Origin of the sequence: Bacillus paramycoides, from assembly GCF_001884235.1 — a bacterium.
GTDB classification, from domain to species: domain Bacteria; phylum Bacillota; class Bacilli; order Bacillales; family Bacillaceae_G; genus Bacillus_A; species Bacillus_A paramycoides.
In genome coordinates, this window is the sequence record NZ_MAOI01000040.1 from 22,454 (window position 1) to 47,949 (window position 25,496).

At 35.6% G+C, this 25,496-nt stretch carries 30 protein-coding genes; 10 read left to right on the forward strand and 20 right to left on the reverse strand.

The window, feature by feature from the left end; translation table 11 throughout:
* Window positions 1-21: 21 nt before the first annotated feature.
* The 4 genes from BAU28_RS06320 to BAU28_RS06335 all read right to left on the reverse strand — a co-directional run bounded on the left by BAU28_RS06320 (window position 22) and on the right by BAU28_RS06335 (window position 4,468).
* Window positions 22-1,263 (reverse strand): S1C family serine protease, encoded by a 1,242-nt coding sequence (locus tag BAU28_RS06320; protein WP_071718082.1) that lies wholly within the window; start codon window positions 1,261-1,263, stop codon window positions 22-24.
* 203 nt (window positions 1,264-1,466) lie between these two features.
* Window positions 1,467-2,144: a response regulator transcription factor gene (locus tag BAU28_RS06325; protein WP_002172881.1), complete on the reverse strand. Its 678-nt coding sequence runs from the start codon at window positions 2,142-2,144 to the stop codon at window positions 1,467-1,469.
* Between the two features lie 18 nt (window positions 2,145-2,162).
* Entirely contained in the window at window positions 2,163-2,615 is a 453-nt protein-coding gene (nrdG, locus tag BAU28_RS06330; protein ID WP_002172882.1) for an anaerobic ribonucleoside-triphosphate reductase activating protein, read from the reverse strand.
* Complete coding sequence (locus tag BAU28_RS06335) at window positions 2,612-4,468, reverse strand: anaerobic ribonucleoside triphosphate reductase (RefSeq protein WP_071718083.1); 1,857 nt, start codon at window positions 4,466-4,468, stop codon at window positions 2,612-2,614. The genes nrdG and BAU28_RS06335 overlap by 4 nt, the downstream gene beginning before the upstream one ends.
* 225 nt (window positions 4,469-4,693) lie before the next feature.
* Here BAU28_RS06335 and plsY point away from each other — a divergent pair, with 225 nt between their 5' ends.
* On the forward strand, window positions 4,694-5,290 hold the full coding sequence (gene plsY, locus BAU28_RS06340; protein ID WP_048371379.1) for a glycerol-3-phosphate 1-O-acyltransferase PlsY: 597 nt from the start codon (window positions 4,694-4,696) through the stop codon (window positions 5,288-5,290).
* Window positions 5,291-5,398: 108 nt separating this feature from the next.
* Complete coding sequence (locus tag BAU28_RS06345; RefSeq protein WP_025148079.1) at window positions 5,399-5,689, forward strand: HesB/YadR/YfhF family protein; 291 nt, start codon at window positions 5,399-5,401, stop codon at window positions 5,687-5,689.
* 26 nt (window positions 5,690-5,715) lie between these two features.
* Here the strand turns inward: BAU28_RS06345 and BAU28_RS06350 are convergent, their stop codons facing one another.
* Window positions 5,716-6,135, reverse strand: coding sequence for an acyl-CoA thioesterase (locus tag BAU28_RS06350; protein ID WP_002172886.1), 420 nt, complete (start codon window positions 6,133-6,135; stop codon window positions 5,716-5,718).
* 109 nt (window positions 6,136-6,244) lie between these two features.
* Between BAU28_RS06350 and BAU28_RS06355 the strand changes: the two genes are divergently transcribed.
* On the forward strand, window positions 6,245-7,537 hold the full coding sequence (locus BAU28_RS06355; protein ID WP_071718084.1) for a glycoside hydrolase family 18 protein: 1,293 nt from the start codon (window positions 6,245-6,247) through the stop codon (window positions 7,535-7,537).
* A 31-nt stretch (window positions 7,538-7,568) separates the two neighbouring features.
* Here the strand turns inward: BAU28_RS06355 and tlp are convergent, their stop codons facing one another.
* The 5 genes from tlp to BAU28_RS06380 all read right to left on the reverse strand — a co-directional run bounded on the left by tlp (window position 7,569) and on the right by BAU28_RS06380 (window position 9,954).
* On the reverse strand, window positions 7,569-7,766 hold the full coding sequence (gene tlp, locus BAU28_RS06360; RefSeq protein WP_025148077.1) for a small acid-soluble spore protein Tlp: 198 nt from the start codon (window positions 7,764-7,766) through the stop codon (window positions 7,569-7,571).
* A gap of 92 nt (window positions 7,767-7,858) precedes the next feature.
* The gene (gene sspN, locus BAU28_RS06365; RefSeq protein WP_000527988.1) at window positions 7,859-7,993 is read right to left on the reverse strand and encodes an acid-soluble spore protein SspN; all 135 of its coding nucleotides are present in this window, start codon (window positions 7,991-7,993) and stop codon (window positions 7,859-7,861) included.
* Between the two features lie 43 nt (window positions 7,994-8,036).
* Window positions 8,037-8,180 (reverse strand): FbpB family small basic protein, encoded by a 144-nt coding sequence (locus BAU28_RS06370; RefSeq protein ID WP_001254699.1) that lies wholly within the window; start codon window positions 8,178-8,180, stop codon window positions 8,037-8,039.
* 131 nt (window positions 8,181-8,311) lie between these two features.
* The gene (locus tag BAU28_RS06375) at window positions 8,312-9,259 is read right to left on the reverse strand and encodes a 3'-5' exonuclease (RefSeq protein WP_071718085.1); all 948 of its coding nucleotides are present in this window, start codon (window positions 9,257-9,259) and stop codon (window positions 8,312-8,314) included.
* A 119-nt stretch (window positions 9,260-9,378) separates the two neighbouring features.
* Window positions 9,379-9,954 (reverse strand): TlpA family protein disulfide reductase, encoded by a 576-nt coding sequence (locus tag BAU28_RS06380; RefSeq protein ID WP_025148075.1) that lies wholly within the window; start codon window positions 9,952-9,954, stop codon window positions 9,379-9,381.
* A 483-nt stretch (window positions 9,955-10,437) separates the two neighbouring features.
* Between BAU28_RS06380 and BAU28_RS06390 the strand changes: the two genes are divergently transcribed.
* Both BAU28_RS06390 and BAU28_RS06395 read left to right on the forward strand, forming a co-directional pair.
* Window positions 10,438-10,653, forward strand: a complete 216-nt coding sequence (locus BAU28_RS06390; protein ID WP_025148074.1) for a hypothetical protein — start codon at window positions 10,438-10,440, stop codon at window positions 10,651-10,653.
* An 11-nt stretch (window positions 10,654-10,664) separates the two neighbouring features.
* On the forward strand, window positions 10,665-10,997 hold the full coding sequence (locus BAU28_RS06395; RefSeq protein WP_083594566.1) for a YmzC family protein: 333 nt from the start codon (window positions 10,665-10,667) through the stop codon (window positions 10,995-10,997).
* A 22-nt stretch (window positions 10,998-11,019) separates the two neighbouring features.
* Here BAU28_RS06395 and BAU28_RS06400 read toward each other — a convergent pair whose 3' ends face one another.
* Together BAU28_RS06400 and acnA are read right to left on the reverse strand one after the other, a co-directional pair.
* A complete protein-coding gene (locus tag BAU28_RS06400) occupies window positions 11,020-12,735 on the reverse strand; it encodes an ABC transporter ATP-binding protein (protein WP_083594578.1) in 1,716 nt (571 codons plus the stop codon).
* Between the two features lie 68 nt (window positions 12,736-12,803).
* Complete coding sequence (gene acnA / locus BAU28_RS06405) at window positions 12,804-15,527, reverse strand: aconitate hydratase AcnA (RefSeq protein ID WP_071718088.1); 2,724 nt, start codon at window positions 15,525-15,527, stop codon at window positions 12,804-12,806.
* A 278-nt stretch (window positions 15,528-15,805) separates the two neighbouring features.
* Between acnA and sspO the strand changes: the two genes are divergently transcribed.
* Window positions 15,806-15,955, forward strand: coding sequence for a small acid-soluble spore protein O (sspO, locus tag BAU28_RS06410; RefSeq protein WP_025148070.1), 150 nt, complete (start codon window positions 15,806-15,808; stop codon window positions 15,953-15,955).
* 37 nt (window positions 15,956-15,992) lie between these two features.
* On the opposite strand, the gene pdaB is transcribed toward sspO, so the two are convergent.
* On the reverse strand, window positions 15,993-16,718 hold the full coding sequence (gene pdaB, locus BAU28_RS06415; protein ID WP_115610297.1) for a polysaccharide deacetylase family sporulation protein PdaB: 726 nt from the start codon (window positions 16,716-16,718) through the stop codon (window positions 15,993-15,995).
* 47 nt (window positions 16,719-16,765) lie between these two features.
* Window positions 16,766-17,029 (reverse strand): hypothetical protein, encoded by a 264-nt coding sequence (locus tag BAU28_RS06420; RefSeq protein ID WP_025148068.1) that lies wholly within the window; start codon window positions 17,027-17,029, stop codon window positions 16,766-16,768.
* Between the two features lie 121 nt (window positions 17,030-17,150).
* On the opposite strand from BAU28_RS06420, the gene BAU28_RS06425 reads away from it, so the two are divergent.
* Both BAU28_RS06425 and BAU28_RS06430 read left to right on the forward strand, forming a co-directional pair.
* The gene (locus BAU28_RS06425) at window positions 17,151-17,294 is read left to right on the forward strand and encodes a small acid-soluble spore protein P (protein WP_002172897.1); all 144 of its coding nucleotides are present in this window, start codon (window positions 17,151-17,153) and stop codon (window positions 17,292-17,294) included.
* 121 nt (window positions 17,295-17,415) lie between these two features.
* Window positions 17,416-17,796: an Hsp20/alpha crystallin family protein gene (locus BAU28_RS06430; RefSeq protein ID WP_048371391.1), complete on the forward strand. Its 381-nt coding sequence runs from the start codon at window positions 17,416-17,418 to the stop codon at window positions 17,794-17,796.
* Between the two features lie 58 nt (window positions 17,797-17,854).
* Here the strand turns inward: BAU28_RS06430 and BAU28_RS06435 are convergent, their stop codons facing one another.
* Together BAU28_RS06435 and BAU28_RS06440 are read right to left on the reverse strand one after the other, a co-directional pair.
* Window positions 17,855-19,093 (reverse strand): MDR family MFS transporter, encoded by a 1,239-nt coding sequence (locus BAU28_RS06435; protein ID WP_071718089.1) that lies wholly within the window; start codon window positions 19,091-19,093, stop codon window positions 17,855-17,857.
* An 84-nt stretch (window positions 19,094-19,177) separates the two neighbouring features.
* Entirely contained in the window at window positions 19,178-19,570 is a 393-nt protein-coding gene (locus BAU28_RS06440) for a hypothetical protein (RefSeq protein ID WP_002172900.1), read from the reverse strand.
* Between the two features lie 136 nt (window positions 19,571-19,706).
* On the opposite strand from BAU28_RS06440, the gene BAU28_RS06445 reads away from it, so the two are divergent.
* Window positions 19,707-20,909 (forward strand): alanyl-tRNA editing protein, encoded by a 1,203-nt coding sequence (locus BAU28_RS06445; protein ID WP_165615150.1) that lies wholly within the window; start codon window positions 19,707-19,709, stop codon window positions 20,907-20,909.
* A 213-nt stretch (window positions 20,910-21,122) separates the two neighbouring features.
* Here the strand turns inward: BAU28_RS06445 and BAU28_RS06450 are convergent, their stop codons facing one another.
* Window positions 21,123-21,566: an NUDIX hydrolase gene (locus BAU28_RS06450; RefSeq protein ID WP_002172902.1), complete on the reverse strand. Its 444-nt coding sequence runs from the start codon at window positions 21,564-21,566 to the stop codon at window positions 21,123-21,125.
* A 104-nt stretch (window positions 21,567-21,670) separates the two neighbouring features.
* Here BAU28_RS06450 and BAU28_RS06455 point away from each other — a divergent pair, with 104 nt between their 5' ends.
* Window positions 21,671-22,240 carry a DUF6434 domain-containing protein gene (locus tag BAU28_RS06455; protein ID WP_071718091.1) on the forward strand — a complete coding sequence of 190 codons (570 nt, stop codon included), beginning with the start codon at window positions 21,671-21,673 and terminating at the stop codon, window positions 22,238-22,240.
* Between the two features lie 19 nt (window positions 22,241-22,259).
* Here the strand turns inward: BAU28_RS06455 and BAU28_RS06460 are convergent, their stop codons facing one another.
* The 3 genes from BAU28_RS06460 to BAU28_RS06470 form a co-directional block, all read right to left on the reverse strand.
* Entirely contained in the window at window positions 22,260-23,357 is a 1,098-nt protein-coding gene (locus tag BAU28_RS06460) for an acetyl-CoA C-acyltransferase (RefSeq protein ID WP_071718092.1), read from the reverse strand.
* Complete coding sequence (locus BAU28_RS06465) at window positions 23,350-24,813, reverse strand: acyl-CoA synthetase (protein WP_071718093.1); 1,464 nt, start codon at window positions 24,811-24,813, stop codon at window positions 23,350-23,352. The genes BAU28_RS06460 and BAU28_RS06465 overlap by 8 nt, the downstream gene beginning before the upstream one ends.
* A gap of 65 nt (window positions 24,814-24,878) precedes the next feature.
* Window positions 24,879-25,454 carry a biotin transporter BioY gene (locus BAU28_RS06470; RefSeq protein ID WP_071718094.1) on the reverse strand — a complete coding sequence of 192 codons (576 nt, stop codon included), beginning with the start codon at window positions 25,452-25,454 and terminating at the stop codon, window positions 24,879-24,881.
* Window positions 25,455-25,496: the final 42 nt, after the last annotated feature.

Genomic DNA, 25,496 nt, shown 5'->3' on the forward strand with positions numbered 1-25,496 from the left:
AGAGACTTTCTTTAATTCCGGTTATTGATTCTTTGTAGCTGAATTATCTGCTAATGTAGCTGTTTTCGTCATTTTTTGACCGTTGCGGTAGAATGTAACCTCTACTTTTTCGCCTACTTTTTTCTTTTCATATAAATATTTACGGAATTGAAGTGAATTTTCTACTTTTTGATCATCTAATGCTACTACAATATCATATTGCTCTAAACCAGCTTTTTCTGCCGGAGATATTGGATAAATTTTACCTAATACAACTCCATTTGTTACTTCTTTTGGCACTTTTAATTGATTTACTGCATAAGCTTGCACATCTTCTAATGAAACTACACCGACTCCAAGTGCTGGACGTTTCACTACTCCATCTTTTTCAAGTGATTCAATAACTGGTTTTGCGATGTTAATTGGGATTGCAAAACCAATACCCTCTACTGATTGTTGTGCTATTTTACTTGAGTTAATACCGATTACCTCACCGTTTTGGTTAAATAATGCACCGCCACTATTACCAGGATTAATCGCTGCATCTGTTTGAATAACTTGTGCTTGCCAATCCGGACGTTTATCACCATCAATATCAACTGGAATTTCACGCTCTTTACTACTGATGATACCTTCCGTTACACTTCCATCAAATCCTAATGGGTTACCGATTGCAATTGCTTTCTCACCCGCACGAATTTTACTTGAATCACCTAAACTTGCAACTTTATTCACATTAGATCCATCAATCTCTACAACTGCTAAGTCTAACCAAGGGTCCTTACCAACTAATTTCGCATCAACTTGCTTTCCATCGCTCAGTTTAACAGCAAGTTTATTTGCACCATCTACTACGTGGTTATTCGTTACAATATATGCCTTATTTCCTGCTTTTTTATAAATAACACCTGAGCCTGTACCAGCTGTTTCTTCTTGACCTGTCGGTTGCATTGCGAATGGATCAACGCTTTGCTGCATATTAATTACTCCTACAACAACATCCTTCGCACCTTCAATCATACCTGGTAAATCAGTTTCATTTTTCGCTTTATTTACAACTGGAACTACAGTTCCTTCTACTTGTTTATTAGAATTAAATGACGAAACAGCTGCACCATTATTTTGCACCCATGGCATGTACGGTGCTGCAAAACTAATTGAAACAGCTCCAACTACAGCTCCAACTAAACCTGTGAAAAAATATCCTTTTTTACTACCTGATTTTTTCATTTCTCTCATTTCACTATGCTCTTCATTTAAATTCGGTCCGTCGTAATATCCCATGTTTTCTTTCCCCTCTCTGGTGAATTCGTACTTTTAGTATAGTCACATTTTGTGTCCTTCTTGTGAACTCATCGTGAAATCCAATTAAAAAAATACTCCTATCTACCATTGTAGACAAGAAAAGTATTTTTTGTACATTCCACCTACAAAGGAGAGTGTAAATTTGCTATATTCCCAAGCTAAAGTGCATAGTAACTTAAAGATTATTCTTCAAATTTGTAACCTACTCGAATGACAGTACCGATATGCTTCGCTTTATCTCCTAGCTTATTTCGTAGTTTTTTAATATGTGTATCAACCGTTCGATCATCACCGTAGTAGTCATATCCCCATAACTGATCTAATAAATGTTGGCGTGACAACACAATTCCCTTGTTCTCCATTAAATAAACGAGAAGCTCAAACTCCTTATGTGTCAATATAATTTCTTCTCCATCTACTAAAACTGTTCTAGATAATCGATTCACTTCTATTCCAGCTAAAGACATAGCATTTTCTTCAGCTACTCCTACCGCGCCATCTGCACGTTTCAATAACGTCTTCGCGCGAGCTACTAACACTTTCGGGCTAAAAGGTTTTGTTACATACTCATCTGCACCTAGTTCAAATCCTAGTAATGTATCATCCTCATCAGAACGTGCAGTCAGCATAATAATTGGTACAGCTGACTCTTTTCTAATTCGTCTACAAACCGACCAACCATCTATTTCTGGTAACATAATATCTAACATAATTAAATCAATTGTATGTTCAGCAAATAATTCTAGCGCTTTTTTTCCATCTTCCGCTTCGATTACTTCAAAGCCCTCATTACGAAAATAATCACTAACAATTTCACGTAATCTTCTTTCATCTTCAACAAGTAATACTGTTTTATTCATCTGACCTATCCCGCCTTTTTACTCTTGCAATCGAATAATACGTTGATTGGAGCTTCCGCGAAATGGAAGTGTTAAATCTCTTTTCTCGAGTTCAAACCTTCCATCGACCAGAACGTCCCCATAATGTAACAACTCTATCATATCATTATTTTGGGCACTCTGTATCTCTTCTAACGTATAACCTGTATAAATCCATAAGTTTTTTTTCAAATCTTTCACTGCTTTTGCTACTTTTTTCACTTCAGCGGCTTGAAAAAATGGATCTCCACCTGAAAATGTTACATCGGTTAATGGATTTTTTTCAATCTCTTTCACAATTTCTTCTACCGTCATTTCAGTTCCGTTGCAAACATTCCAAGATTTCGGATTATGACAACCGATACAACGATGCGGACAGCCCGCAAAAAACACGACTGTCCGCAATCCTTCTCCATCTACTACACTATCATGAATGATATTCATAACTTTCATTTATGCTTCACCCGATCCATCTCTTCACTACGTTTCGCACTATTCCACTTCGACATATCTCCTACAAGATATCCTGTTATACGGCGAATTCTTTCTATTTCATGCTCATCTTCATTTCCGCAGTTCGGACATGCATTCCCGATAATGCCATGATAACTACAACACTTACAACGATCAACAGGGTGGTTAATTGAACCGTACCCTACTCCATACTCTGCCATCGCTTGTACAATTTGTTTTAACGCCTTTTGATTATGCACAGCTGCACCATCAAGTTCAATATACGTAATATGTCCACCATTACAAAGAGCATGGAACGGACCTTCTAAACGAATTTTATCTATCGCTTGCACGTTGTAATACACAGGTATATGGAATGAATTTGTATAATAGTTATGATTTGTCACACCACTAATTACACCAAATTCTTCTCTATCTTTTTTCACAAACTTTCCTGATAGCCCTTCTGCTGGCGTTGCAATTACAGAGAAATTGAGTTGATGCTCTTCCGTCGCCTTATCCATTCTCTCCCTCATAAAGGAAATGATTTCATATCCAATCTTCCACGATTCTTCATCTTCTCCATGGTGCTTCCCAGTTAAAGCTACTAAGCATTCCGCAAGACCGATAAAACCAATACTTAACGTCCCTTGTTTTAAAATCGGTGCCACAGTATCCTCAGGGTGTAATGTTTCTCCACCACGCCATACACCTTGTGAATATAAGAACTGAAAATCTCTTGCTCTCTTTGTACATTGATAAGCGAACCTCTCTAATAATTGCTTAATCCCTAAATCTAAGTAATAGCTTAGTGCTTCAAAAAACGCTTCTTTTGAACCGCTGATTAGCCCTAATTTCACTAAATTAATAGAAGTAAACGATAAATTGCCTCTTCCGATTGCTGTTTCTTCCCCATGGATATTAGACATAACACGGGTACGACATCCCATATAACATACTTCACTTTCAGGTCGACCATCATAATGCACAGCATTAAACGGAGCATCTAAAAACGAAAAGTTAGGGAATAATCGCTCAGCTGTCGTTTCTAACGCTAATTCAAATAAATCATAGTTCGGATCACATTCTTCAAAGTTCACACCTTTTTTCATTTTAAAAATTTGAATAGGGAAAATCGGTGTTTCTCCTTTGCCAAGTCCAGCTTGCGTCGCTTTTAAAAGTTGTTTAATTAAAAGTCTTCCCTCTTTTGATGTGTCTGTTCCGTAATTAATTGAAATAAACGGTACTTGTCCCCCGCCCCTACTGTGCATACTATTTGAATTATGAACGAAAGCTTCGCATGCCTGATACGTATCATTTTCAGTTTCTTTCCATGCAAATTCCTCTATTTGTTCTTTCGTAAGCGGATATGACTGTAATCGTTTTTTATGTCTCTCTACTGTTTTTCTCACATATGGAGCTAAATCAATATCAAAGAGTGCAAACGATTGACCACCGTGTTGCATATTTTGATTCGCCTGAAAAATAATTGAAGAAAGCGCCAACGCACTTTTAATATCTTGTGGTTGTCTCATATGTCCATGTCCAGTATGAAAACCGTTAGCAAGCATTTGTGCTAACGGAATTTGTGAACAAGTCGTCGTTCCTGTCGCATAAAAATCTAAATCATGTGGATATAATATATTTTGATCTATCGCTTTTTTCACTTGATCTGATAGTAAATTTTCGACTGCATAATATTTTGCACTCTCAGATGCGAACGTTCCCATTACGCCCATTGGAGATCGGCCATCTACATTTGCATTTTCCTGCATTAAATCTTGTTCATTGCCGTGGACAATTGTCTCAAACATTTTCATTAATTCTTCTCCACGTTTATTTTTTTGTAACATTTATAACCCTCCATCAATATGTTGTTGTCTTTTAATTAGAATGTTACAACATATAGTCTTATTGTTTCTGTGAGAAATGTAACATTCCTGTGAAATTTTTTTCACGAAATAATGAATTTTTCATTTACAAAAAAGAAATGTGCTCTTTACAAATGTATGGTACAATATACGGGAAAAACTCTTTTTACCCTTTATCAACACATTTGAATAAAGGAGACTGAACTTATGGTTACTACATATCTTTTATTTATCGTTGCCTACTTACTTGGCTCGATTCCATTTGCACTAGTCGTTGGAAAAATCGGTTATGGAATCGACATTCGTGAGCATGGAAGCGGTAATCTAGGCGGAACAAATACATTCCGCACACTAGGGAAAAAAGCAGGTTTTATCGTTACAATTGCTGACATTTTAAAAGGTACATTAGCAACAAGTCTACCGATTATTTTCGGGTTAGATATTCACCCACTATGGTTCGGATTAGCAGCGGTTCTTGGACATGTATATCCAATCTTCGCAAAATTCCGCGGGGGGAAAGCAGTTGCAACTTCTGCTGGGGTACTATTATGCTACTCACCAGTTGTTTTTGTAATATTAGCTGTTATCTTTTTCAGCCTTTTATTTACAACAAGATACGTATCACTTTCTTCTATGGTAACAGCTGTTGCTGCTGTTATTGCATCCATTGTTAGCGGGGATAAAATCTTCATTATTGCGATGTGTTTATTAGCAGGTATGGTTATTTATAAACACCGTGCAAATATCGGACGAATTATAAATAAAACTGAACCAAAAGCAAACTTTTCAAAAAAGCAAAAATAAGATCGTAGCCCACATAACGCAAAAAGAAAACGTGAAGCATATTAATAGCGTCTTTTTGCGTTATTTTTTATACTTAAGAAAAAGCAATATAATTTGGAGGAACTATACATGAATCTTTCCGTAACAAAAGAAGCAGCACAATGGTATAAAGACGAATTAAACTTACAATCAGGTGAAACACTACGCTTTTTCGTACAATACGGTGGTTGCAGTACTGTGCAAAAAGGACTTTCTTTAGGAATTCGTAAAGATGACCCTGCACATCCTGCTGTTCAAATTCAAGAAGAAGGTATTAATTTCTTTATTGAAGGCGATGACGAATGGTTCTTCGATGGACATAATTTATTAGTTACACTTAATGACGGTGATGATTTCCCTCAATTTAATTATGAAAAATAAAAAAGCGTGGCTACTGCCACGCTTTTTTATTTCTTTTTAATTTCCTCATATTTCGCATACCACTCAGGATATAATTTTTTAAATGATACAGGGCGAAAACCTTCTTTTTTCGCACAAATATTCGTTGTACTTGCCGTAATACAAAGCTCACCATCGCCGTTATAAATTTCATATCCATATACAACACGAAGTGGACTCACAGTATCAATCCATGTTTTCACAATGGCCTTTTCTCCATAACGCATCGCTTTACGGTATGAGATTTGCAAGTCTAATACAGGAGAGATAACTCCCTCTTTCTCCATTTCAACATATGAAAATCCTAATTCTTGTATAAGTTTCGTGCGTCCAAGTTCCAGCCACACTAAATAGTTTGAATGGTAAACAACACCCATTTGGTCTGTTTCCGCATAGCGGATTTCAATTTCATGTTCTGCTACAAACATTTCTATTCGCCTTCTTTCACTTCTGCTACCTTGCATACATTTAATCATAATACAGTGAAATCAAAAATAAAATAAAAACAGTGAATCTTTTATTGAAAGGGGCAAGCACATGATTCAAATTGTAACTGTTCGTAGCGGTGATAGTGTATATAGTTTAGCTTCAAAATATGGATCTACACCTGAAGAGATTGTAAAAGACAATGGTCTAAATCCAGCCGAAACACTCGTTGTTGGTCAGGCACTTATCGTTAATACGAAAGGCAATAATTATTATGTACAGCCTGGTGACAGCCTGCATCGAATTTCTCAAACATATAACGTTCCTCTCGCTAGTTTAGCTAAAGTTAATAACCTTTCATTAAAATCTATTCTCCATGTCGGACAACAATTATATATACCAAAAGGGACAAAAAGAGCAGCAGAATCCATCGCTTATTTACAACCTTCAACAATTCCAATAAAAGAAAGTTTAGTAAGTGCTACACGTGCTATCAACCCATTTTTAACCTATTTAGCCTACTTTAGTTTTGAAGCAAAAAGAGACGGTACTTTAAAAGAACCAACCGAAACAGCTAAAATCGCTAACCTTGCAACGCAAGGTAAAACCATCCCTATGCTCGTTATTACAAATATCGAAAATGGAAATTTCAGTACCGATCTGGCATCTGTTCTTTTACGCGACGCAACCATCCAAAATAAATTTATTACAAACATTTTGCAAACAGCTGAAAAATATGGCATGCGAGACATTCATTTTGATTTCGAGAATGTGGCGCCCGAAGATCGTGAAGCATATAATCGTTTTTTACGAAATGTGAAAACACGCTTACCGAACGGGTACACATTAAGTACAACTCTCGTACCAAAAACAAGCTCCACTCAAAAAGGAAAATTTTTTGCAGCCCATGATTATAAAGCACAAGGGCAAATTGTTGATTTCGTCGTTATTATGACATACGACTGGGGTTGGCAAGGTGGGCCACCGATGGCAATTTCTCCTATTGGTCCTGTAAAAGAAGTACTTCAATATGCAAAATCTCAAATGCCTCCACAAAAAATTATGATGGGGCAAAATTTATACGGTTTCGATTGGAAACTACCGTTCAAACAAGGGAATCCACCCGCAAAAGCAGTTAGCTCTGTCGCAGCTGTTGCACTAGCTCGTAAATACAATGTTCCTATCCGCTATGATTTCACAGCTCAAGCTCCACATTTTAATTACTTTGACGAAAACGGCGTACAACACGAAGTATGGTTTGAAGATTCACGGTCCGTACAAAGTAAATTTAATTTAATGAAAGAGCAAGGTATAGGCGGCATTAGCTATTGGAAAATTGGTCTACCATTCCCACAAAATTGGCGTTTACTCGTTGAAAACTTTACAATCACGAAAAAGGGCTGACTTCCGTCAGCCCCTTTTTTTGTACATTCTGTTAAGATTCATCTTTTATTTCACTTTTAAATGAATCAATACTTTCTAAACGTCTTTGATTTTTCGCTTCAATAGCAGCACGATCTTTTTCATTAGAAAGCTCAGCTGTTTCTTTTGCTTCATTAAAATTATCAATCGTATTTTGTACCATTTCTTGTAATTTTTCAGCGTTGTCACTTCGATTGTCTGGATTCGGCATGTTATTCCCTCCTAATTATATATACTATCTTAAATTACCTATACTCCTTTAAATTTATACATAAAAAGGAGAATGCAACATTCTCCTTTTCTTTAACCGTTATCTACAATCGGTTGTTTGCCAGTTTGGTCTTGCATTTGCTTCCCTTTATTGCCACCAGCTTTTTTCGATTGTGTTCCAATTTGATTTGGTGCAAAGTCTTTTGAATTCTTTTTCGGATTACCCATTACTATCGCCTCCTTAATACTAGTATCGTACTAGTGTTAAGAATTATTCAGCCTGCTTAAAAAGTTTCATTTCATAACGTTTTTCAATTCGCTCTTCAATTCGATCGATTGCATCACGATCGCTTAATAATTGTTGTTTATTTTCATTTACAAGTTCTTCAAACGACTTGCGGCGACTTCTTCTCATGTTGCTCACCCTTTCTCCTTCGCTTTCTTACTACATAGTATGAGCAAATGAAAAACTCTTTAATCAGATTTGTAAGAAAATTTTATGTTTTGATAAAAAATCCCATGCGCATTTTTTACGCATGGGATTTTTTACACCATCATATTTAAATACTTTTTAATTTCTTCATCTGCATTTACTTTATTTGCTCTATATTCATCCAGCGCTCGTAATACCGAATCGTATTCTTCTACAATGTAGCTCTCTAACTTCAAAATGTCCTCTACACTGTCAATCATAATTCTCGTGTTGCCAATCTCACTTTTCAATGCTGCCTCACATGTTAAGCTCGTACAAATTCCTCTTACATCGTCTTCCATTTTTTCTGTTAACACATATTTCTTTCGCCCTTTTACCTTTAACCTTATAATTGGATAAAAAGCCTTTATATCTAAATAACTCCCGACATTCATACAACGAATCCATTCAATATCACGTTTATTTCGCACAAGTATTTCTTTTACCGCTTCAAATACCGCTGTATCATCCAGTACTTCTTTCTTTGCTTTTCTCTTTCCTTCTTCTTCAACTAATGCACATCTTTGATAAACAGCTGCACATGTAATACAATCGTCAAATGCATTATGAGAACTTAGGCGAATTCCAAGCATTCGTTTTAACGTTTCCAGTTTATGATTAGGCGCATGCTTCATATATTTTTTCGCTAAAAAGACAGTATCAATAACGTTATTTTTAGGCTCAGGTAGTCCAAGCATATTTACATTACTCTTTAAAAAACGCATATCAAAAGAAGCATTATGTGCCACAATAATATTTGTATCTAGAAATGCTAAAAATAAAGGTAATACTTCTTCAATTGTTGGTGCGTCTGAAACACGATAATTTGTAATACCTGTTAAGCTCGTAATTCGGCTTGGAATTGGACGCTCTGGATTCACATACGATACAAATTGATCAATCAGTTCATGATTACGGTACTTCACAGCTGCTACTTGGATAATTTTATCATTATAGGGATTAAACCCTGTCGTTTCAAAATCAATTACAACATAATCTAATGGTAAGGGTACATTCCCCAATCCATACACTCCCTCATCTGTTATTAACGGTTATCTTTCTTTTATCATATCACGAAGTCATCACTCCATGAAAAAGAAAAGGCAGAAATGGCCAATATCCATCTCTGCCTTTTTACTTATTATTTCAATTTCGCAATCCGTTTTTCCATCTCTTTTTGTGTCATCGGTCCGATAAACTTATCTTGGATGACACCTTTTGTATCTATAAAATAAGACGTTGGGATTGTAATTACTTTATACGCTGTCGTCACATCAATGTTCTTGTCCAATAAAATAGGAAAAGTAATTCCTTTTTCCTTAGCAAAATTGCTTACCTTCTCTTCTCCCCCACCTTTTTCTGAAGGAGTATAATTTATAGCTAAAATTTCTACGTTTTCTTTATGCTCTTTATAAAAGGCCTCCATATCAGGCATTTCTTGCTGACATGGCCCACACCACGTTGCCCAAAAGTTTAAAATAACTTTCTTCCCTTTTAAATCGGATAATTTTATATTCGTTCCATCTATCTTTGTTAATTCAAAATCTGGTGCGCTCTTTCCAATTTCAATACCGTTCCTTGCGATAATCTCTTTCATAGCAGCTTCACTTTTTTCTTGCTTCCCTTGTACTGCCTGATCCTTTTTACCAAACTGTTCATACGCTGCATATCCCGCTAAACAAAGTAACACTACAATAATGGTAAGTTTCCGCCACATATTATATCACCCTTACGTGTTTATCTTCTTGTAACATAATTACCTAAATACTATATACCTTATTTTAGCTTATACGGACAAGCTTGGAAATATTCACATTCGAAATAGTTAGAATATTTATAGCGGAGATAAAATATTTTCCTTTTTATCATATAATTAGAAATACATACAAAACCTGCGAGGTGATATGTATTTTACAACTACTTATCAACCCATTTACTTTTGTTTTCTTCACTTTACCCTTACTATGTATTTTTTTTAGTTGCTTACTATACAAATTCAAATGGGCTGCTATTATTATTTCTTTTACTGTTCCACTTATATTTTTTATTATCGTCTCTGGATTTGATATATACCTAGCTTTACAAAACTTAGATGCTTGGATTGTTTATGGTGCTGTTTATTCTGTACTTTCCTATATAACAGCAGCGCTAATACGAAGAAAACTGCACATATAGAACTTTCAAAAAGGGAGGTATTTTTATGAATTTATTCGAAAAAATACTATTATATATTCTTAGTTTTATATTTTCCCCAATCGGAATTATCACTTGGATTATCTCGCTCTTCAGTAAAGATCCTGAAAAAAAGAAAGTTGGACGTATTTGTCTCTATATCGCTTTAATCTCATTTATCCTTTTAGCAGGCCTCGGTATTCTTAGTTTCTTCACAATGACTATCACCACTACTACACAATAGTTACAGAAAGGATGATTTTTTTGGGAGAACACCCCATTAGTAAAGAACTTCGCTATATACGAATATGTTTAGTTATTTTAGTAATCGTTCTTTTATTTTTCAACGGTGGAAGGGTCGTTGAAATTTCTACAAATCATGATTCCATAGAAAGTGCTTCCACCAGTAATATGACACAGATTGCTGAAAATACATTTGCTATTCAAGAATATAATCCATCACTAAGTAGCGAACATACGATCAAAATTTTCAAATATAACCCAGATACAAATCAACTTACTTTAGTCAAAGAATTTAGTACTAGCGATCCTGAGTCTTATACGTATCAACTTAATAAGACTGAATAAAGATAAGAGCACTACGCAGCTCTTATCTTTTTGTTTGCATCTCTTTGAACAATGAGTTGCAATGTAATAATTCTCTAGGATTCCCACATTCCACAATAACTCCATTCTTCATTACAATAACCCGATCAGCTATCATCGCCCTTTCTACATCATGTGTCGTCACAATTTTCGTTACGTTTTCTCCCAACCCTTCAATCATATTCCAAACAGCTTGTTGATTACCTGGATCCAATCCAGTAGTCGGTTCATCTAAAATAACAATATTCGGCTCTGTTACAATCGCTCGCAGTAACGCAAGACGCTTTCTTTCTCCTCCTGAAAACTCTTCTCCACTTTTGTGCAGTACAGTATGGATTCCTTCTGATAAGTTTTTTAAGATTGTCTTCATATTTACAAGCTCGATACTTTTTTTAAACTGTTTTTCTATAATATCTTCTTGAAAATGTATATTCTCTTTTACTGTCGCCCGAAAAAAACGTGGTTCCTGCCATACAGTAGTCATACGAGCTTTCTTACCGTAATAAGCAACCGTACCACTTGAAGGCTTATATAATCCTGTTAATAACTTTAATAAGGTTGTTTTTCCAGCACCACTTTCTCCCACAATGATAACAAGTTCACCAGGAGAAATTTGCAAATCAATATTTTTAATTCTATACTTCTCCTCACCGTTCTCTTGAAATGAAACATTTTTCAACTTCATTCCCATCGTTCTTTCTACATTTCTATCTTCAGCTCGTATATCTAAAAAGCAAAAAACTCGATTTGCCGATGCAACAGCAACTTGTGTCATCATTAATAAATCACTCGCATAACGAACAGGGAAAAATAACGTCTCAATTGTAGCTAATATCGCAACGAGTGATCCAACTTCCATATCCCCTTTCATTATTTTTTGTGCTCCTATAATAAGAACAACTATATATGCTCCTGTTTCTATTACCGTTCCTACTATCCCAATACAATGTTGTATCATAGTCTTTTTTACTTCCGTTTTATAAGACTTTGTTGTCACTCCTTTAAATAAGCCAATTGCCCAGCTCTCTTTTTGTAAACTACGCAAATCTTGTATACCCCTTACAAACTGTGACATCATCTCTACAACACTTGAATGATTTTTTTGAGCAATACTCGCTACATTTCTCACCTTTTTCGTCGTAACTATCGGAACAATCGTACTTAAAAATAAAAACGGAGTAACCCACCATATAAACTGTATATCGATATGCTGAAGCGCTATTAATGCCCCAATAAATTGCGCGATTGCATGAATGTATTCAATTAATATAGATCCATATAACCTTACCCAACTCGGAATATCAGAAATGACTAATGTTTCTAATTCTCCTTGTTTTACCTTCTCACTTTCTTCAAATGGTAATGACAAAAAGTGACGTAATAAATCTATACGCTTCTCTCGTAATATACGTTGACTCGCTTTTGTACTTATATAACCAAACAAAAGTGTATTCGTCCACATCAAAAACCAACTACCTGCAAATAATGCAATGTACATATACGCCCATTCTAACTCTCGCTGAATAAGGTTATCTACAATTAACCCCATTAAAAGAGGTCTAGATAAATTTAAAATAGCAGCTATCATCCCACTACATATCGCAGTAATTAACAACAGCTTTTCTTGCAACAGCGGCAACACAATTTTTCTATACTCATTCATCATCATTCCTCCAAATTTGCATAAAAAAAGGAAAGGGATGAAACCAAATGGTTTCATCCCTTTCCTCTGTACATAAAGTAAGGAAGCTAACATATGTCAGCTTCCTTATCATTCATTACAATTATTTAGTTCGATACTTTAGACTCTTCGATTTTCTCACGAAGAACCATTTGTAAAATACCACCGTGACGGTAATAGTCAATTTCAACTTCACTATCGAAACGAGCTACTACTTCGAATTGTTTTTCATTGCCTTCTGCATCGATTGCAACTACTTTTACAAGATCGCGTGGTCTAACTGTTTTGTCAATTTGAATTTCAAATGACTCGTTACCAACAAGACCTAATGTTTCAGCGCTTTCGCCATCTTTAAATTGTAATGGTAATACGCCCATTAACACTAAGTTACTGCGGTGAATACGCTCGAAGCTTTCTGCGATTACTGCTTTAATACCTAATAAGTTTGTACCTTTCGCAGCCCAGTCACGAGAACTTCCCATACCGTAATCTTTACCAGCAACAACTAGAAGGCCTGTGCCATCTTCTTTGTATTTCATAGCAGCATCATAGATAGATGTTACTTCACCAGTTGGCCAATATGTTGTATATCCGCCTTCTGTTCCTGGTGCGATTTGGTTTTTAATACGGATATTTGCGAATGTACCACGCATCATAACTTCATGGTTACCACGACGAGAACCGTAAGAGTTAAAGTCAACTGGTTGTACGCCGTTTTCTAATAAATAGCGTCCTGCTGGCGTATGCTTACCAATTGAACCTGCTGGTGAAATGTGGTCTGTCGTTACAGAATCACCAAATTTACCAACTACGCGTAAACCTGATAACGTTTCAACTTCACCTGGCTCTTTAGATAATCCTTCAAAGAACGGTGGGTTTTGAATGTATGTTGAATCATTATCCCAAGTATATAAAGCTTCATTTGAAGTTTGGATTTCATTCCAGCGCTCATTGCTGTTAAATACTTGTGCATATTCTTTCTTGAACAATTCAGATGTAACAACACTTTGAACTACATCTTCAATTTCTTTAGCTGATGGCCAAATATCATTGAAGTAAATAGAGTTGCCATTTGCATCTTTACCGATTGCATCATTTTTCAGATCAATATCAACAGTACCTGCAAGTGCATATGCCACAACAAGTGGTGGTGACGCTAAGTAGTTTGCCTTTACAAGTGGATGAATACGACCTTCAAAGTTACGGTTACCAGATAAAACAGATGTTACCAATAAGTCGTTTGCTGCGATCGCTTCTTCTAATTCCTCTGCTAATGGACCAGAGTTACCGATACAAGTCGTACAGCCGTAACCAACTGTTTGGAAACCTAATTGATCTAAATACGTTGTTAAACCAGACTTATCTAAGTACTCTGTAACAACTTTAGACCCTGGTGCTAACGATGTTTTTACGTAACCAGGTACTTTAAGTCCTTTTTCAATTGCTTTCTTCGCAACTAAACCTGCTCCAATTAATACGTATGGATTTGACGTATTTGTACAGCTTGTAATCGCAGCAATTGCAATTCCGCCTGTTTTCATCGTTACTTCTTGATCTTTTAATGTAACTTTCACTTCTTTATCAAACTCTTGCTCATTGAATCCAAGTCCTTGTGTTCCAACTGGTGCTACAACAGCTTTATGGAACTCCTCTTTCATATTTGAAAGCGGGATTAAATCTTGCGGACGTTTCGGCCCAGAAAGGTTAGATTCAATTGTATTTAAATCAATTTCAACAAGATCAGTGTAGATTGGATCTTTACTGTCCGCTGTATAGAATAAGCCATTTGCTTTACAATATTCTTCAACAACGCGAATTTGCTCTTCATCTCTACCTGTTAAACGTAAGTATTCTAATGAAATGTCGTCGATTGGGAAGAATCCACAAGTTGCACCGTATTCTGGTGCCATATTTGAAATTGTTGCACGGTCAGCTAAAGGCATGCTCTTTAGTCCATTACCGAAGAACTCAACAAATTTACCAACTACACCTTTTTGACGTAGCACTTGTGTTACTTTTAATGCAACGTCAGTTGCTGTTGTACCACTTGGAAGTGTACCAGTTAATTTCACACCGATTACTTCAGGTACTGGGAAATATGAAGGCTGTCCAAGCATTCCTGCTTCTGCTTCAATACCACCAACGCCCCATCCAAGAACACCGATACCATTAATCATTGTTGTATGTGAGTCTGTTCCAACTAATGAATCTGGGTATGCAACTAAGTCACCTTCAGCATTTTTCACCGCATGAACAACCGGTGCTAAATATTCAAGATTTACTTGGTGTACAATACCTGTTGCTGGTGGAACTGCACGGTAGTTATCAAATGATTTTTGTGCCCAGCTTAAAAATTTATAACGTTCTTCATTACGTTTAAACTCTAAGTCCATGTTGAATGCAAGTGAGTCTGCCGTACCCGCTCTATCAACCTGTACAGAGTGGTCAATTACAAGGTCTACAGTAATTTCAGGATTAATTTTATCAGGATCCCCGCCCATGTCTGCCATTGCTTTACGAAGCGAAGCCAAATCTACAACAGCTGGAACACCTGTGAAGTCTTGTAAGATTACACGAGATGGTTTAAATGGAACATCAATATCTTGAACATCTTTCGTTCCCCATTTCGCTAAATTTGTAACATGCTCTTCTGTAATTACGCGTCCATCTACTTGACGAAGTACAGATTCAAGTAAAACTTTAACGGAATATGGTAATTGAGATACGTTGCCAACCCCTGCATTTTCAAGCGCTTTCAATTGATAATAATGATACGTCTTTCCATCTAATTCAAAAGTTGCACGTGATTGAAATGGATTATGTTTGACCATTATGTTTCCCCCCTGTTAAACGTGACTAATTTGTCTGAATATAAAATGTAGACAAACTTTTCAATACCTTACGATAATATCTTATTACAACTTTCTAAATAAGTAAATAATAAGAAACTTATGGATTATAATAAGTTTTCTTTATCTTTCTAAATTTGAATAGTGTCCATGCTCCTTATAAATACTATTATTGTAAAGTAAAGCACTCTACTTTACGTTCATATATGTTATGAGCAACTCATGTTTCATCTATAAAAACATTATAGAGGTGAGAAAAAATGGGTAAACGAAAAGCAAATCATACTATTTCAGGAATGAATGCAGCATCCGCGCAAGGACAAGGAACTGGTTATAACGAAGAATTTGCAAATGAGCCTTTAACAGCTGCGCAGCGACAAAATAACAAGAAGCGAAAAAAGAATCAGTAACGAAAAATCCCAAAAGGTTCACCTTTTGGGATTTTTTTTAATGCTTATAACGTAATAGCTCCGAAACCTTCACAAATCGATATCCTTGCTTTTTGAGCTCTGGTAAAATTTTTGCCAATGCCGCCACTGTTTGACTACGATCATTCCCCCCGTCGTGCAACAGTACAATATCTCCGCTTTTAGCATTTTTCACAACATGATTCACGATAGATTCTGTACCAGGGTTTGCCCAATCACGAGGATCTTGATGCCATGACCATAAAACAATTTGATAGCCAGCTTCTTTTGCTGTTGTAAATACAGCGTCATTAATATATCCACCTGGTGGACGGAACAATAAAGGTTCTTTTACCCATTCTTTAAAATATTTTTTTCCATCTAAAATGTCATTTTTCAACTTTTCATCTGAAGAACTATTTGCATACAAATGATTCATCGTATGATTTCCGATTTCATGCCCCTCTTTTAGCACTCGCTTTACTAAGTATGGATTACGCTGAACTCGAAAGCCAATCATAAAAAAAGTCGCTTCCGCTTTATATTGACGTAATAAATCTAATACTTGCGGTGTATAAGTTGGATCCGGTCCATCATCAAATGTAATCGCAATGATTTTCTCATTATTAGGTACTTCCCATGTTACATAACCAGTCGGTTCTAACTCTTTCCTTAACAACATTTTCGCTTCCACTTTGTCCACTTGAAATATATGTACTGCACACATTAAGGAAAAAATTAAAATAAAAATTTTTCGTTTCAGCATAGTAGCGCTAAGAGTAATGGGGTTGTTGAATTCACAACAACCTTCCTTTACTTTTCTAATTGATCTACATTCTGCATAATATTTTGGAGATTACTTTCATATTCCTCAAGTTGTGGACGTTGTGTTTCTGATGCTACTTCAAGTGCATTTTGAATCTGTTCGTACGCCTCCTGAACTTCTTGGCGTAGTTCTTTTAAATCATGACCGTAATTCGGATCATTTTTCACAATATTATTAAATACATTTTCCGCTTGAACAAATCCTTGCTGCGCGGCCTGAAAAGCTTGTTGCTTATTTTTATGATATGGCATAATACTTTCCCCTTTCTATATTAGTTAGTCCTACTTATCTTTACCCTTTTCTCTAAAAACATTCTCGTATAAATTCGCAAACTTCTCTCATTCTAAATAAAAAGAGGGGGTGTAAAATACAATGGGTAAAAACAATAATCAATCTAATCGTCAAAACGAGAAGAAAGGGTATTCTTCTGGGCAGCCTGAACCTTTAAGCGGGTCTCATAAAGTAAAAAACCGTAACCATTCACGCCAAAAAAATCATGCACATCATGATATGTAAAAAAACATTCACACTAGCTATATTTGTCACATACACTGTTTATATTTTTCATTTATTCTTCACCCCTACTTCATTCATGCATAACATAGTATGAATTGAGCTTTTACGGAGGGTGTCGTACATGGGCAAGAAAAAGAAGAATTGTCTTTTTCATGTTGATGGTTTCGAAGAATGGATGGATCAATTTTGTTCCGATTCTTATAGTAACTTTAGTTTTCCAAATCAAATTCATATTGACCTTTGTGAAACAGAACAAGAATACATTTTGGAAACAGATGTACCAAATGTAACTGAACAGAATGTACTCATAAAAAAGATGGAGACAGGCCTAAACATTTGCATACTTCATAACAATGCTTCTTTACAGCGAATAATTCCCTTACCTGCTAATATTATTTACAAGAAGATGCTAGCCTGTTTAGAAAATGGATTTTTAACCATTCATATTTCCAAAAATGAAGTTGCTAATGAGCATGAAAAGAAAGTCTTTTTTTCGCATTAAGGATCGATATAAATACAAACAGAAGCCCGATCAAATTTTTAGTTTGCTCGGGCTTCTGTTATTTCGCATGTATTTCTATTTTAGAATTTCTAATATATCTTTTTTTCAATAAACCTTTTGTAACTAAAAGGACTGGAAATGCTACAGTTGAAAATATGGCTAATATGAAAAATACTAAAAAACCATTTTGATATCCATAGTAATCGAGGAGTATCCCGCCAAACCAAGGACCAATTACTCCGCCAATTCCAGAGAAGCCCATCGCTCCGAAATATGTACCCTTTAGATTTGAAACAGCTATATCATCTATAAATACATCTGTCATTGAGAACATTAGAACTTCTCCAACTGTAAAAATAATTGTACAGATGGCAGCACCTAGTATGGATTCTACTATTCCAAATCCAAACAATCCCCCGCTCACAAACAACGTTCCGACTATAATAGACGCTAATGGCGTATACCTTTTACACATTTTAATAACAGGGTATTGAATGGCCACTACTACGATCGCATTTAAAGTTAGCATATATGAAAATAACTTTACTCCATCTTGAAATATATGTGCGTTTGCAAAGTATTGAGATACTGTCGTCGTTAAATGTGAAAAGCCACAATTACTCACAATAATACCGACTAACGCAACTAAAAATACTATGTCTTTTCGTAAAATACGAATTGCATTTAACATCGTGACGGGTTTTTCTGTATTTATTTTCTTCTTTTCAAGTGGGTACTTCTTAAATTGCAACGCTAATATCGCTGTATATAGAATGTATACTCCAGCGGCTACTAAAAACGGAATTGTTGATTTGGCACTTCCAATTTGTAATCCAACAAGTGGACCAATCGCTACCCCAACATTTATTGCACCGTACCGTAAGTTATAAACGAGTAAACGATACTCTGTTTTCGTTAAATCTGATAATAACGCTCTTGATGTTGGTTCAAAAAATGAACGACACAATCCATTCAAAGCGTTTAATAGAAAAAAACTCAAAACATGATCTGCAACTGAAAATCCTATAAATACAAAAATCCAAACAATCATGGACCATATTATTATTATATTTCGGCCAAATCGGTCCGATAAATTCCCCCCAATAAAACTAGCAACCACTCCTACAAGTGCACTCGTTCCAATAATAGCACCAGTCATTCCAGCCGATACGTCTTTAACGGTTGTTAAATAAATCGCTAAAAAAGGAATACTCATTGAAGTGGCGAATCTCGCAAATAAAGTCCCTATAATAATTGTCATGCCTAACGGATGAATCTGTTGTAACTTCCCCTTCATCTTTAGATCTACTCTCCCTTTTTCTACATAGAAAAAGAAAGCAAAGGATCTGCTTTCTTTTTCCTTTTTCTATACTTGAGATGTTTACACCCGAGCTGTTCTCGTTATGTCCATATCAATTCCATATGTAAACTGTAATTCTTTACAAACATCTTTAATTAAAATTACAACATTATACTTTTCATTAAATTCTAATACAATGCTTTCTACTTCTTCATATGTATACTTATATTCGCCAGTAATTACACTTTTTAAATCAAAGCATTCATTAATACATAACTGGACAAGTAATTGATCATACTTCTCTATCACATCTTCTTTTTTCCAAAGTAACTCTTTTACATATAACCGATCAAATTTCACACTTTCTCGATTACATTCCGTTAAAATCCGGGTCATTTCATTTAATTCTCGATATAATTCAGAAATATTTCTGTTTAAACTAAGCAGTTTATCTACGCCGTTATCATACAGCATTTCTTTCCACCCCCGCATTTTCTTTTTCTTATTATAGCAAGAAAATTCTAAAAATAGTTTCTTTCTTCTGAAATATTAGGAAACTTATTTCGATTGCTTTACAATGAAACTAGTGAACACGAAAGGGGAAAACAAATTGGAACAAAAATTATATTACAACGACGCTTATCAGCAAGTCTTTACAACTAAAGTTATAAAACAAGATATTGATTCAGCAGGAAACTTGTACGTTGTTTTAAATGAAACTGCATTTTATCCAACAGGTGGCGGACAACCACATGACACTGGAACTTTAAATGACATTCCGGTAACTAATGTCGAAGAGGTAGATGGAGAAATTCGTCATTTCATAGTAGAACAACTACATACAAAAGAAGTAGACGGGAAAATAGATTGGCAACGTCGTTTTGACCATATGCAACAACATACAGCTCAGCACATTTTATCTGCTGCTTTTTGGGATCATTTTAACATACCAACAATTGGGTTCCATCTTGGAAAAGAAACAGTGACAATTGATTTAGAGGCGGCTAACCTTTCTACAGAGACCATTGAAAAGGCAGTACAAATTGCTAATCAAATTGTCTTTGAAAATCACCCTATTCGTATTGAATGGATGAACTTAGAAGAAGCGCAAAAATTGCCCCTTCGTAAAGAGCCCACTATGATAGAAAATATACGCATTGTTATCATCGAAAACTATGACTACAACGGTTGCGGTGGAACACATCCGAAACATACAGGTGAAGCAGGCCCTATTCAAGTACTTAGTTGGGAGCGCAACAAAGGTGGTATACGTTTAACGTTTATCGCTGGTTGGCGCACACTTAAATTAATTAGGCAGCACCAACAAATTATTAAAGATGTTTCTAAACAATTGAACAGTAGCGAAACTGATATTCCAACAAAAGTAGCCCAGCTTATTACCTCTCAAAAAGAAAACGAAAAAGCTATACAAACAATGAATGAAAAACTATTATTTGTAGAAGCAAATGAATTATTACAACAATCAGAAGAACTACATACTGGAACACTTATCTCTAAAGTATTTACAGATCGCTCAATGCCAGAAATCGCAAAACTGTCTGCTATCATTACAGAACAACAAGAACAGGCAATTACATACTTCGTCATTGAAAACGAAGAAAAACTACAATGCATCCTTACTTGTGGTAAGGCAGTGACACTCGATATGAATACACTTTTAAAAGATGCCCTCCCTTCTATCGAAGGAAAAGGCGGAGGAAATAAAAAGAGTGCTCGTGGCGGTGGGAAAGCAATTATGACTGGAGATGAGTTTTTAAATCAACTTGTTTCTTCTTTACAATCTGCAGTGTAGATTATTTTATGAAAGGGATGTCATTGAACTGGATGACATCCCTTTCTCTTTTCTGCTTCGTACATAGTAATACAGTAAATGAAATTATATGAACGATTTTTCTAATATATCAACGATTCTATAAGAAATACCGATTTACCCACAAAATACAACAACAATCGCAACTTATATAGTAAGAGGAGTCTGTTCCAAAATAACAGCCTCCTCTTATGTTTACAAACCAATATTTTGTTTTAATCCTTGATAACTCCCTGCGTTTAGAAATCCTTCAGACACAAGTTTAATGAAAACCCCTGAAAAACCATAATTACTTAGTTTCTCTATCTCTACCATTTGTACATCATGAATTGGATTGTGATCAAATTCATTAGAAGGAAGCGTAAGTTCCCCTGTAACCCTTTCAAGTAGAAATGTAATATGTAATAAAGATGGTATAGTACCTGGTTTATCACAAACGTAAAGTAATTTCTTAATCTTAGTTTCTAATCCTGTTTCTTCTCGCATTTCTCGAATCATCGCTTCTTCTAACATTTCACCATTCTCTACTCTTCCTCCGGGTAAAGACCAATTCCGATTAGCGACTTTTTGTTTTACTAATAATACTTTTTCATCTTCAATTAAAATTCCCGTAACACGAACTTGCATTAAATTAGTCATACTCTCTCTCCTACTCCTATTAAATTTACAAATTAACCCTTCCACAAAAAGAACATACGTTTTATAATTAAAGGAAATTATGGAAGAAAGAAGTTGTTACATTCATGCGTCCACCTTTAACAAAAGCTATACCACTCGAAGATTTTCAAAATTATTATTGGTTAAAAGCAGAACTGCAAACATTTTGTCGTGAGCATGATTTACCCTCAAACGGCTCTAAAACTGAGATTTCTGAACGTATTACACACTTTTTGACTTCAGGTAAAATATTAAAGAATTGTTCTAATCAAAAAAAGAGTAAAAACTCCCTCTCCTATAAAGATCTTTCTCTTCAAACGATTATTACTGAAAACCACCGCTGTAGCGAAGATGTCCGTGCTTTCTTCAAAGAAAAAATTGGAGCAAACTTCCACTTTACAGTAGCCCTTCAAAAGTTTTTTAAAGAGAATGCAGGGAAAACATATGAGGATGCTGTAACGTTTTGGTATGAAGAAAACGAACGTAAAAAAGACCCAGCATATAAAACAAACATCGGTGCACAGTTTGAATACAATCGTTTTACTCGTGCTTTTTTCGAAGATCCATGCAACAAAGGAAAATCAAAAGCTGATGCTATCGCTGCTTGGAACGAAATAAAATCAAAACCTGGCAGTAATGCATATGTCCCTCAATAAGTAGAAAACTAGTTCCTTGCTAGTCTTCTACTTTCTCAAATAATAGAGCAAGGCCAATTCCACCCCCAATTCCTAATGTCGCAATTCCATATTTCATACGTTCTCTTTGCGCCTGATAATACAAGCGTGTTACAAGCATAGCCCCAGACGCACCGTACGGATGACCAAGTGCAATTGCACCACCATTTATATTGAGCTTCTCATATGGAATTTGTAATTCCTTTGCACAAGCAACAATTTTCGAAGCGAATGCTTCATTCATCTCAATACAATCAATATCTTCTATTACTAAATTCATTTCTCTGAGTAGTTTTTGTACTGCGAATATCGGACCAGTTCCTGGGAGATTCGGGTCCACTCCAACTACAGCACTGTGAACGAACCGAAGAACAGGCTTATATCCTAATTTTCGAGCTTGCTGTTCTTCCATTACAAGAACAGCACATGCTCCATCATTTACACCACACGAATTTCCTGCCGTCACAGTACCATTTTGTAAAAATACAGGCTTTGTTCTCTTAATTATTCTTTCATAATTCATTTCTCTCTTTATTGGTTCGTCCAATATTCCATTAAAATCCCCAGATAATATTTCCTCTTGTAAATATCCTTTTTCTAATGCTTGCAGCGTCCGTTTATAACTAAGACAAGCGTATTCATCTTGCATTTCTTTTGTTATGTTATACCGCTCTGCAACATACTCAGCCGCCAATCCCATATCAGGGTCTCCAATTGTTTCAGGTGAAAACCGCGCTCTATTTTGAAAAGGTGACGTACTTGTACTCTCTACTCCTCCAGCAATATAGCAATTACCGGCACCACCCCCGATAAGATGACACGCAGTACGAATTGATTCCAATCCAGCACCACATTGCCGGTCAATCGTTACACCGGGTATATGATAACCAAGTCCAGCTTCTAATGCAGATAATCTTGCAACATTACCTCCTGGCCCAACGACATTACCTAATATGACATCATCTATTTCACTTTCAATCCCTTTACTTAAAAAAGTAAGAAGCGGTGCAGCTAATTGCTGAACTTCATAATCTTTGAACATCCCATTCTTTTTGCCAATAGGCGTCCTTTTCGCTTCTACAATAACCGCTCTATTCATATATTTTCTCCCGTTTTTCGAATATACTTTTTGCTGCAATGCGAGCTACTTTCCCGCTACTCGTATAAGGTATTTCAGCTACAAAACACCATTCTTTAGGTATTTTAAAAGATGATAGTCGTTGTAAGCAGTAGCTCTTTAATTGTTGCTTTGTAGCACTTCCTTTGACTATTGCGACAGGCTTTTCACCCCAATAACTATCTTTTATACCAACAACAACAATTTCTTCAACAGCTGGATGCGTATATAACACACTTTCTATCTCCTCTGGGTAAATATTAATTCCTCCAAATAGAATCATATTTTTTTCTCTACCAACTATATATATAAAACCTTCCTCATCTTGATAGCCTACATCATGCACTGTCATCCAGCCATCTTTGGTCAATTGCGGGATTATAGCTCCATCCGATACATAGCCCATAAAAAACTGATCACTTTTTACATAAACAGTCCCTACCTCGCCTACCTGTATTTCTTCTCCTGCTTCATTACCTATTCGAACTTGTACATTATGACAAGGTTTCCCTACTGAATTCGGCTTTCTTTCACTCTCTTCATTGACCAATGCTGTTACAAAACTTAGCTCAGACGCACCATAAAATTCATATCTTTTTGCATAAGGAAACATATTCATTATCTTTTCTTTCGCTTCAGCTTCCCATTTCGCTCCTGACGAAATAATTTTCATTTCACTTTCAATTACTTTATTTTCTTTATACAAAGACTCAAGCATTGTCGGGACTGTATACATTACGGAAATATTCTCAGTTTCTAACTTGCACAACACTTGATTTGGAATAAACTTTCTCATAACGTGTACCGTTTGACCTAAATACAATGCACTTATTGCACCATATAAGAAAAGAGAATGAACAAGTGTTCCAGCTATTAAAATAGAATCTGTCTTTTTCATATGAAAGTCATGTACATTACAATGAAAACTATGGACCCATGATTGTTGCGCACGTAAAAACGCTTTTGCTTTTCCTGTTGATCCTGATGTAAATCCCATATAAAAGGGAGCATTTTGTACATTTCCTACAAGATGATATGCAGGAAGATATTTCTCTATCATTTCTTTCCATTCATCAATCTCAACTACTCTTTCTTCTTCCCCCGGTATATCATTTAACTTATACTGTTCCGTCACAATAATATCCGGGTTACTAATTGCTATTCTTTCCTCAAGCTCACCCTGTTTCCACTTTATATCTAACGGTACACAAATCCAACCTGCCATCGCTGCTCCGGCAAATATTTGTAAAAATTCAATACGATTTTCTAAAACTATTGCAACTGTTTTATTCTTCGATTCTTTTTCATTCAACCAATTTGCTACTCTACAAACTGACTCGAACCAATCTTTATATGTTAAAACTCTATCATTTTCTTTAATCGCTATTTTATTCGGTTGTAAAGAAGCATATTTTTTGTATTCTTCTGTAATTCCCATATGAGACTTCCTTTCTTTACAAAATAACAAAAAGAAACACGCAATTAACGTGTTTCTCCTCTTTCTTATCCCGCATTTGTAAATTTCCCATTTTTCAAAGCAGGCGTAATAATATGTTTCAATGAACGATGTAATTTTGTCACGAGAATTGCTGCTATAATCGCTTTTATGCAATCACCTGGTAAAAACACGACACTTACTTTCATCGTTTGCCATATGGAAATATCCATTACGAAAGCTTGTACAAGAATACCAAATACATAAACAACGAAAATACCACCAATTATATTTATGCATAATACTTTTATAATAGAAACTTCACGTAAACGCTCAATTAAATAACCAATTACAAATGCTCCTACAATATAACCAAGTAAATATCCTGCACTTGGACCAACAAATACTCCTGGACCTCCACGCCCACCAGCAAGTAATGGCGCTCCAGCACCTACAATAAGTAAAAAAATAAGCTGACTCAGTGCACCAAGACGTGATCCTAACAATCCACCCGCAAGCATAACTCCAAGTGATTGTAATGTAATAGGAACAGGTGTAATAGAAAGAGCAATTGGAGGTATTAATCCTAGCACCCCCATAATAGAACTAAATAAAGCGACGAAAACTAAGTTTTTTGTATTCATGTGTACTTCTCCTATTTGTAAACTTAAAAATAATTTCAGATA

Bases quoted from the DNA above. Each gene is read 5' to 3' on its own strand.
- BAU28_RS06320 (WP_071718082.1), bottom strand. From the start codon at position 1,263: ATGGGATATTACGACGGACCGAATTTAAATGAAGAGCATAGTGAAATG.
- BAU28_RS06325 (WP_002172881.1), bottom strand. From the start codon at position 2,144: ATGAATAAAACAGTATTACTTGTTGAAGATGAAAGAAGATTACGTGAA.
- nrdG (WP_002172882.1), bottom strand. From the start codon at position 2,615: ATGAAAGTTATGAATATCATTCATGATAGTGTAGTAGATGGAGAAGGA.
- BAU28_RS06335 (WP_071718083.1), bottom strand. From the start codon at position 4,468: ATGTTACAAAAAAATAAACGTGGAGAAGAATTAATGAAAATGTTTGAG.
- plsY (WP_048371379.1), top strand. From the start codon at position 4,694: ATGGTTACTACATATCTTTTATTTATCGTTGCCTACTTACTTGGCTCG.
- BAU28_RS06345 (WP_025148079.1), top strand. From the start codon at position 5,399: ATGAATCTTTCCGTAACAAAAGAAGCAGCACAATGGTATAAAGACGAA.
- BAU28_RS06350 (WP_002172886.1), bottom strand. From the start codon at position 6,135: ATGTTTGTAGCAGAACATGAAATTGAAATCCGCTATGCGGAAACAGAC.
- BAU28_RS06355 (WP_071718084.1), top strand. From the start codon at position 6,245: ATGATTCAAATTGTAACTGTTCGTAGCGGTGATAGTGTATATAGTTTA.
- tlp (WP_025148077.1), bottom strand. From the start codon at position 7,766: ATGCCGAATCCAGACAATCGAAGTGACAACGCTGAAAAATTACAAGAA.
- sspN (WP_000527988.1), bottom strand. From the start codon at position 7,993: ATGGGTAATCCGAAAAAGAATTCAAAAGACTTTGCACCAAATCAAATT.
- BAU28_RS06370 (WP_001254699.1), bottom strand. From the start codon at position 8,180: ATGAGAAGAAGTCGCCGCAAGTCGTTTGAAGAACTTGTAAATGAAAAT.
- BAU28_RS06380 (WP_025148075.1), bottom strand. From the start codon at position 9,954: ATGTGGCGGAAACTTACCATTATTGTAGTGTTACTTTGTTTAGCGGGA.
- BAU28_RS06390 (WP_025148074.1), top strand. From the start codon at position 10,438: ATGAATTTATTCGAAAAAATACTATTATATATTCTTAGTTTTATATTT.
- BAU28_RS06395 (WP_083594566.1), top strand. From the start codon at position 10,665: ATGATTTTTTTGGGAGAACACCCCATTAGTAAAGAACTTCGCTATATA.
- BAU28_RS06400 (WP_083594578.1), bottom strand. From the start codon at position 12,735: ATGAAACCATTTGGTTTCATCCCTTTCCTTTTTTTATGCAAATTTGGA.
- acnA (WP_071718088.1), bottom strand. From the start codon at position 15,527: ATGGTCAAACATAATCCATTTCAATCACGTGCAACTTTTGAATTAGAT.
- sspO (WP_025148070.1), top strand. From the start codon at position 15,806: ATGGGTAAACGAAAAGCAAATCATACTATTTCAGGAATGAATGCAGCA.
- pdaB (WP_115610297.1), bottom strand. From the start codon at position 16,718: ATGCTGAAACGAAAAATTTTTATTTTAATTTTTTCCTTAATGTGTGCA.
- BAU28_RS06420 (WP_025148068.1), bottom strand. From the start codon at position 17,029: ATGCCATATCATAAAAATAAGCAACAAGCTTTTCAGGCCGCGCAGCAA.
- BAU28_RS06425 (WP_002172897.1), top strand. From the start codon at position 17,151: ATGGGTAAAAACAATAATCAATCTAATCGTCAAAACGAGAAGAAAGGG.
- BAU28_RS06430 (WP_048371391.1), top strand. From the start codon at position 17,416: ATGGGCAAGAAAAAGAAGAATTGTCTTTTTCATGTTGATGGTTTCGAA.
- BAU28_RS06435 (WP_071718089.1), bottom strand. From the start codon at position 19,093: ATGAAGGGGAAGTTACAACAGATTCATCCGTTAGGCATGACAATTATT.
- BAU28_RS06440 (WP_002172900.1), bottom strand. From the start codon at position 19,570: ATGCTGTATGATAACGGCGTAGATAAACTGCTTAGTTTAAACAGAAAT.
- BAU28_RS06450 (WP_002172902.1), bottom strand. From the start codon at position 21,566: ATGACTAATTTAATGCAAGTTCGTGTTACGGGAATTTTAATTGAAGAT.
- BAU28_RS06455 (WP_071718091.1), top strand. From the start codon at position 21,671: ATGCGTCCACCTTTAACAAAAGCTATACCACTCGAAGATTTTCAAAAT.
- BAU28_RS06460 (WP_071718092.1), bottom strand. From the start codon at position 23,357: ATGAATAGAGCGGTTATTGTAGAAGCGAAAAGGACGCCTATTGGCAAA.
- BAU28_RS06465 (WP_071718093.1), bottom strand. From the start codon at position 24,813: ATGGGAATTACAGAAGAATACAAAAAATATGCTTCTTTACAACCGAAT.
- BAU28_RS06470 (WP_071718094.1), bottom strand. From the start codon at position 25,454: ATGAATACAAAAAACTTAGTTTTCGTCGCTTTATTTAGTTCTATTATG.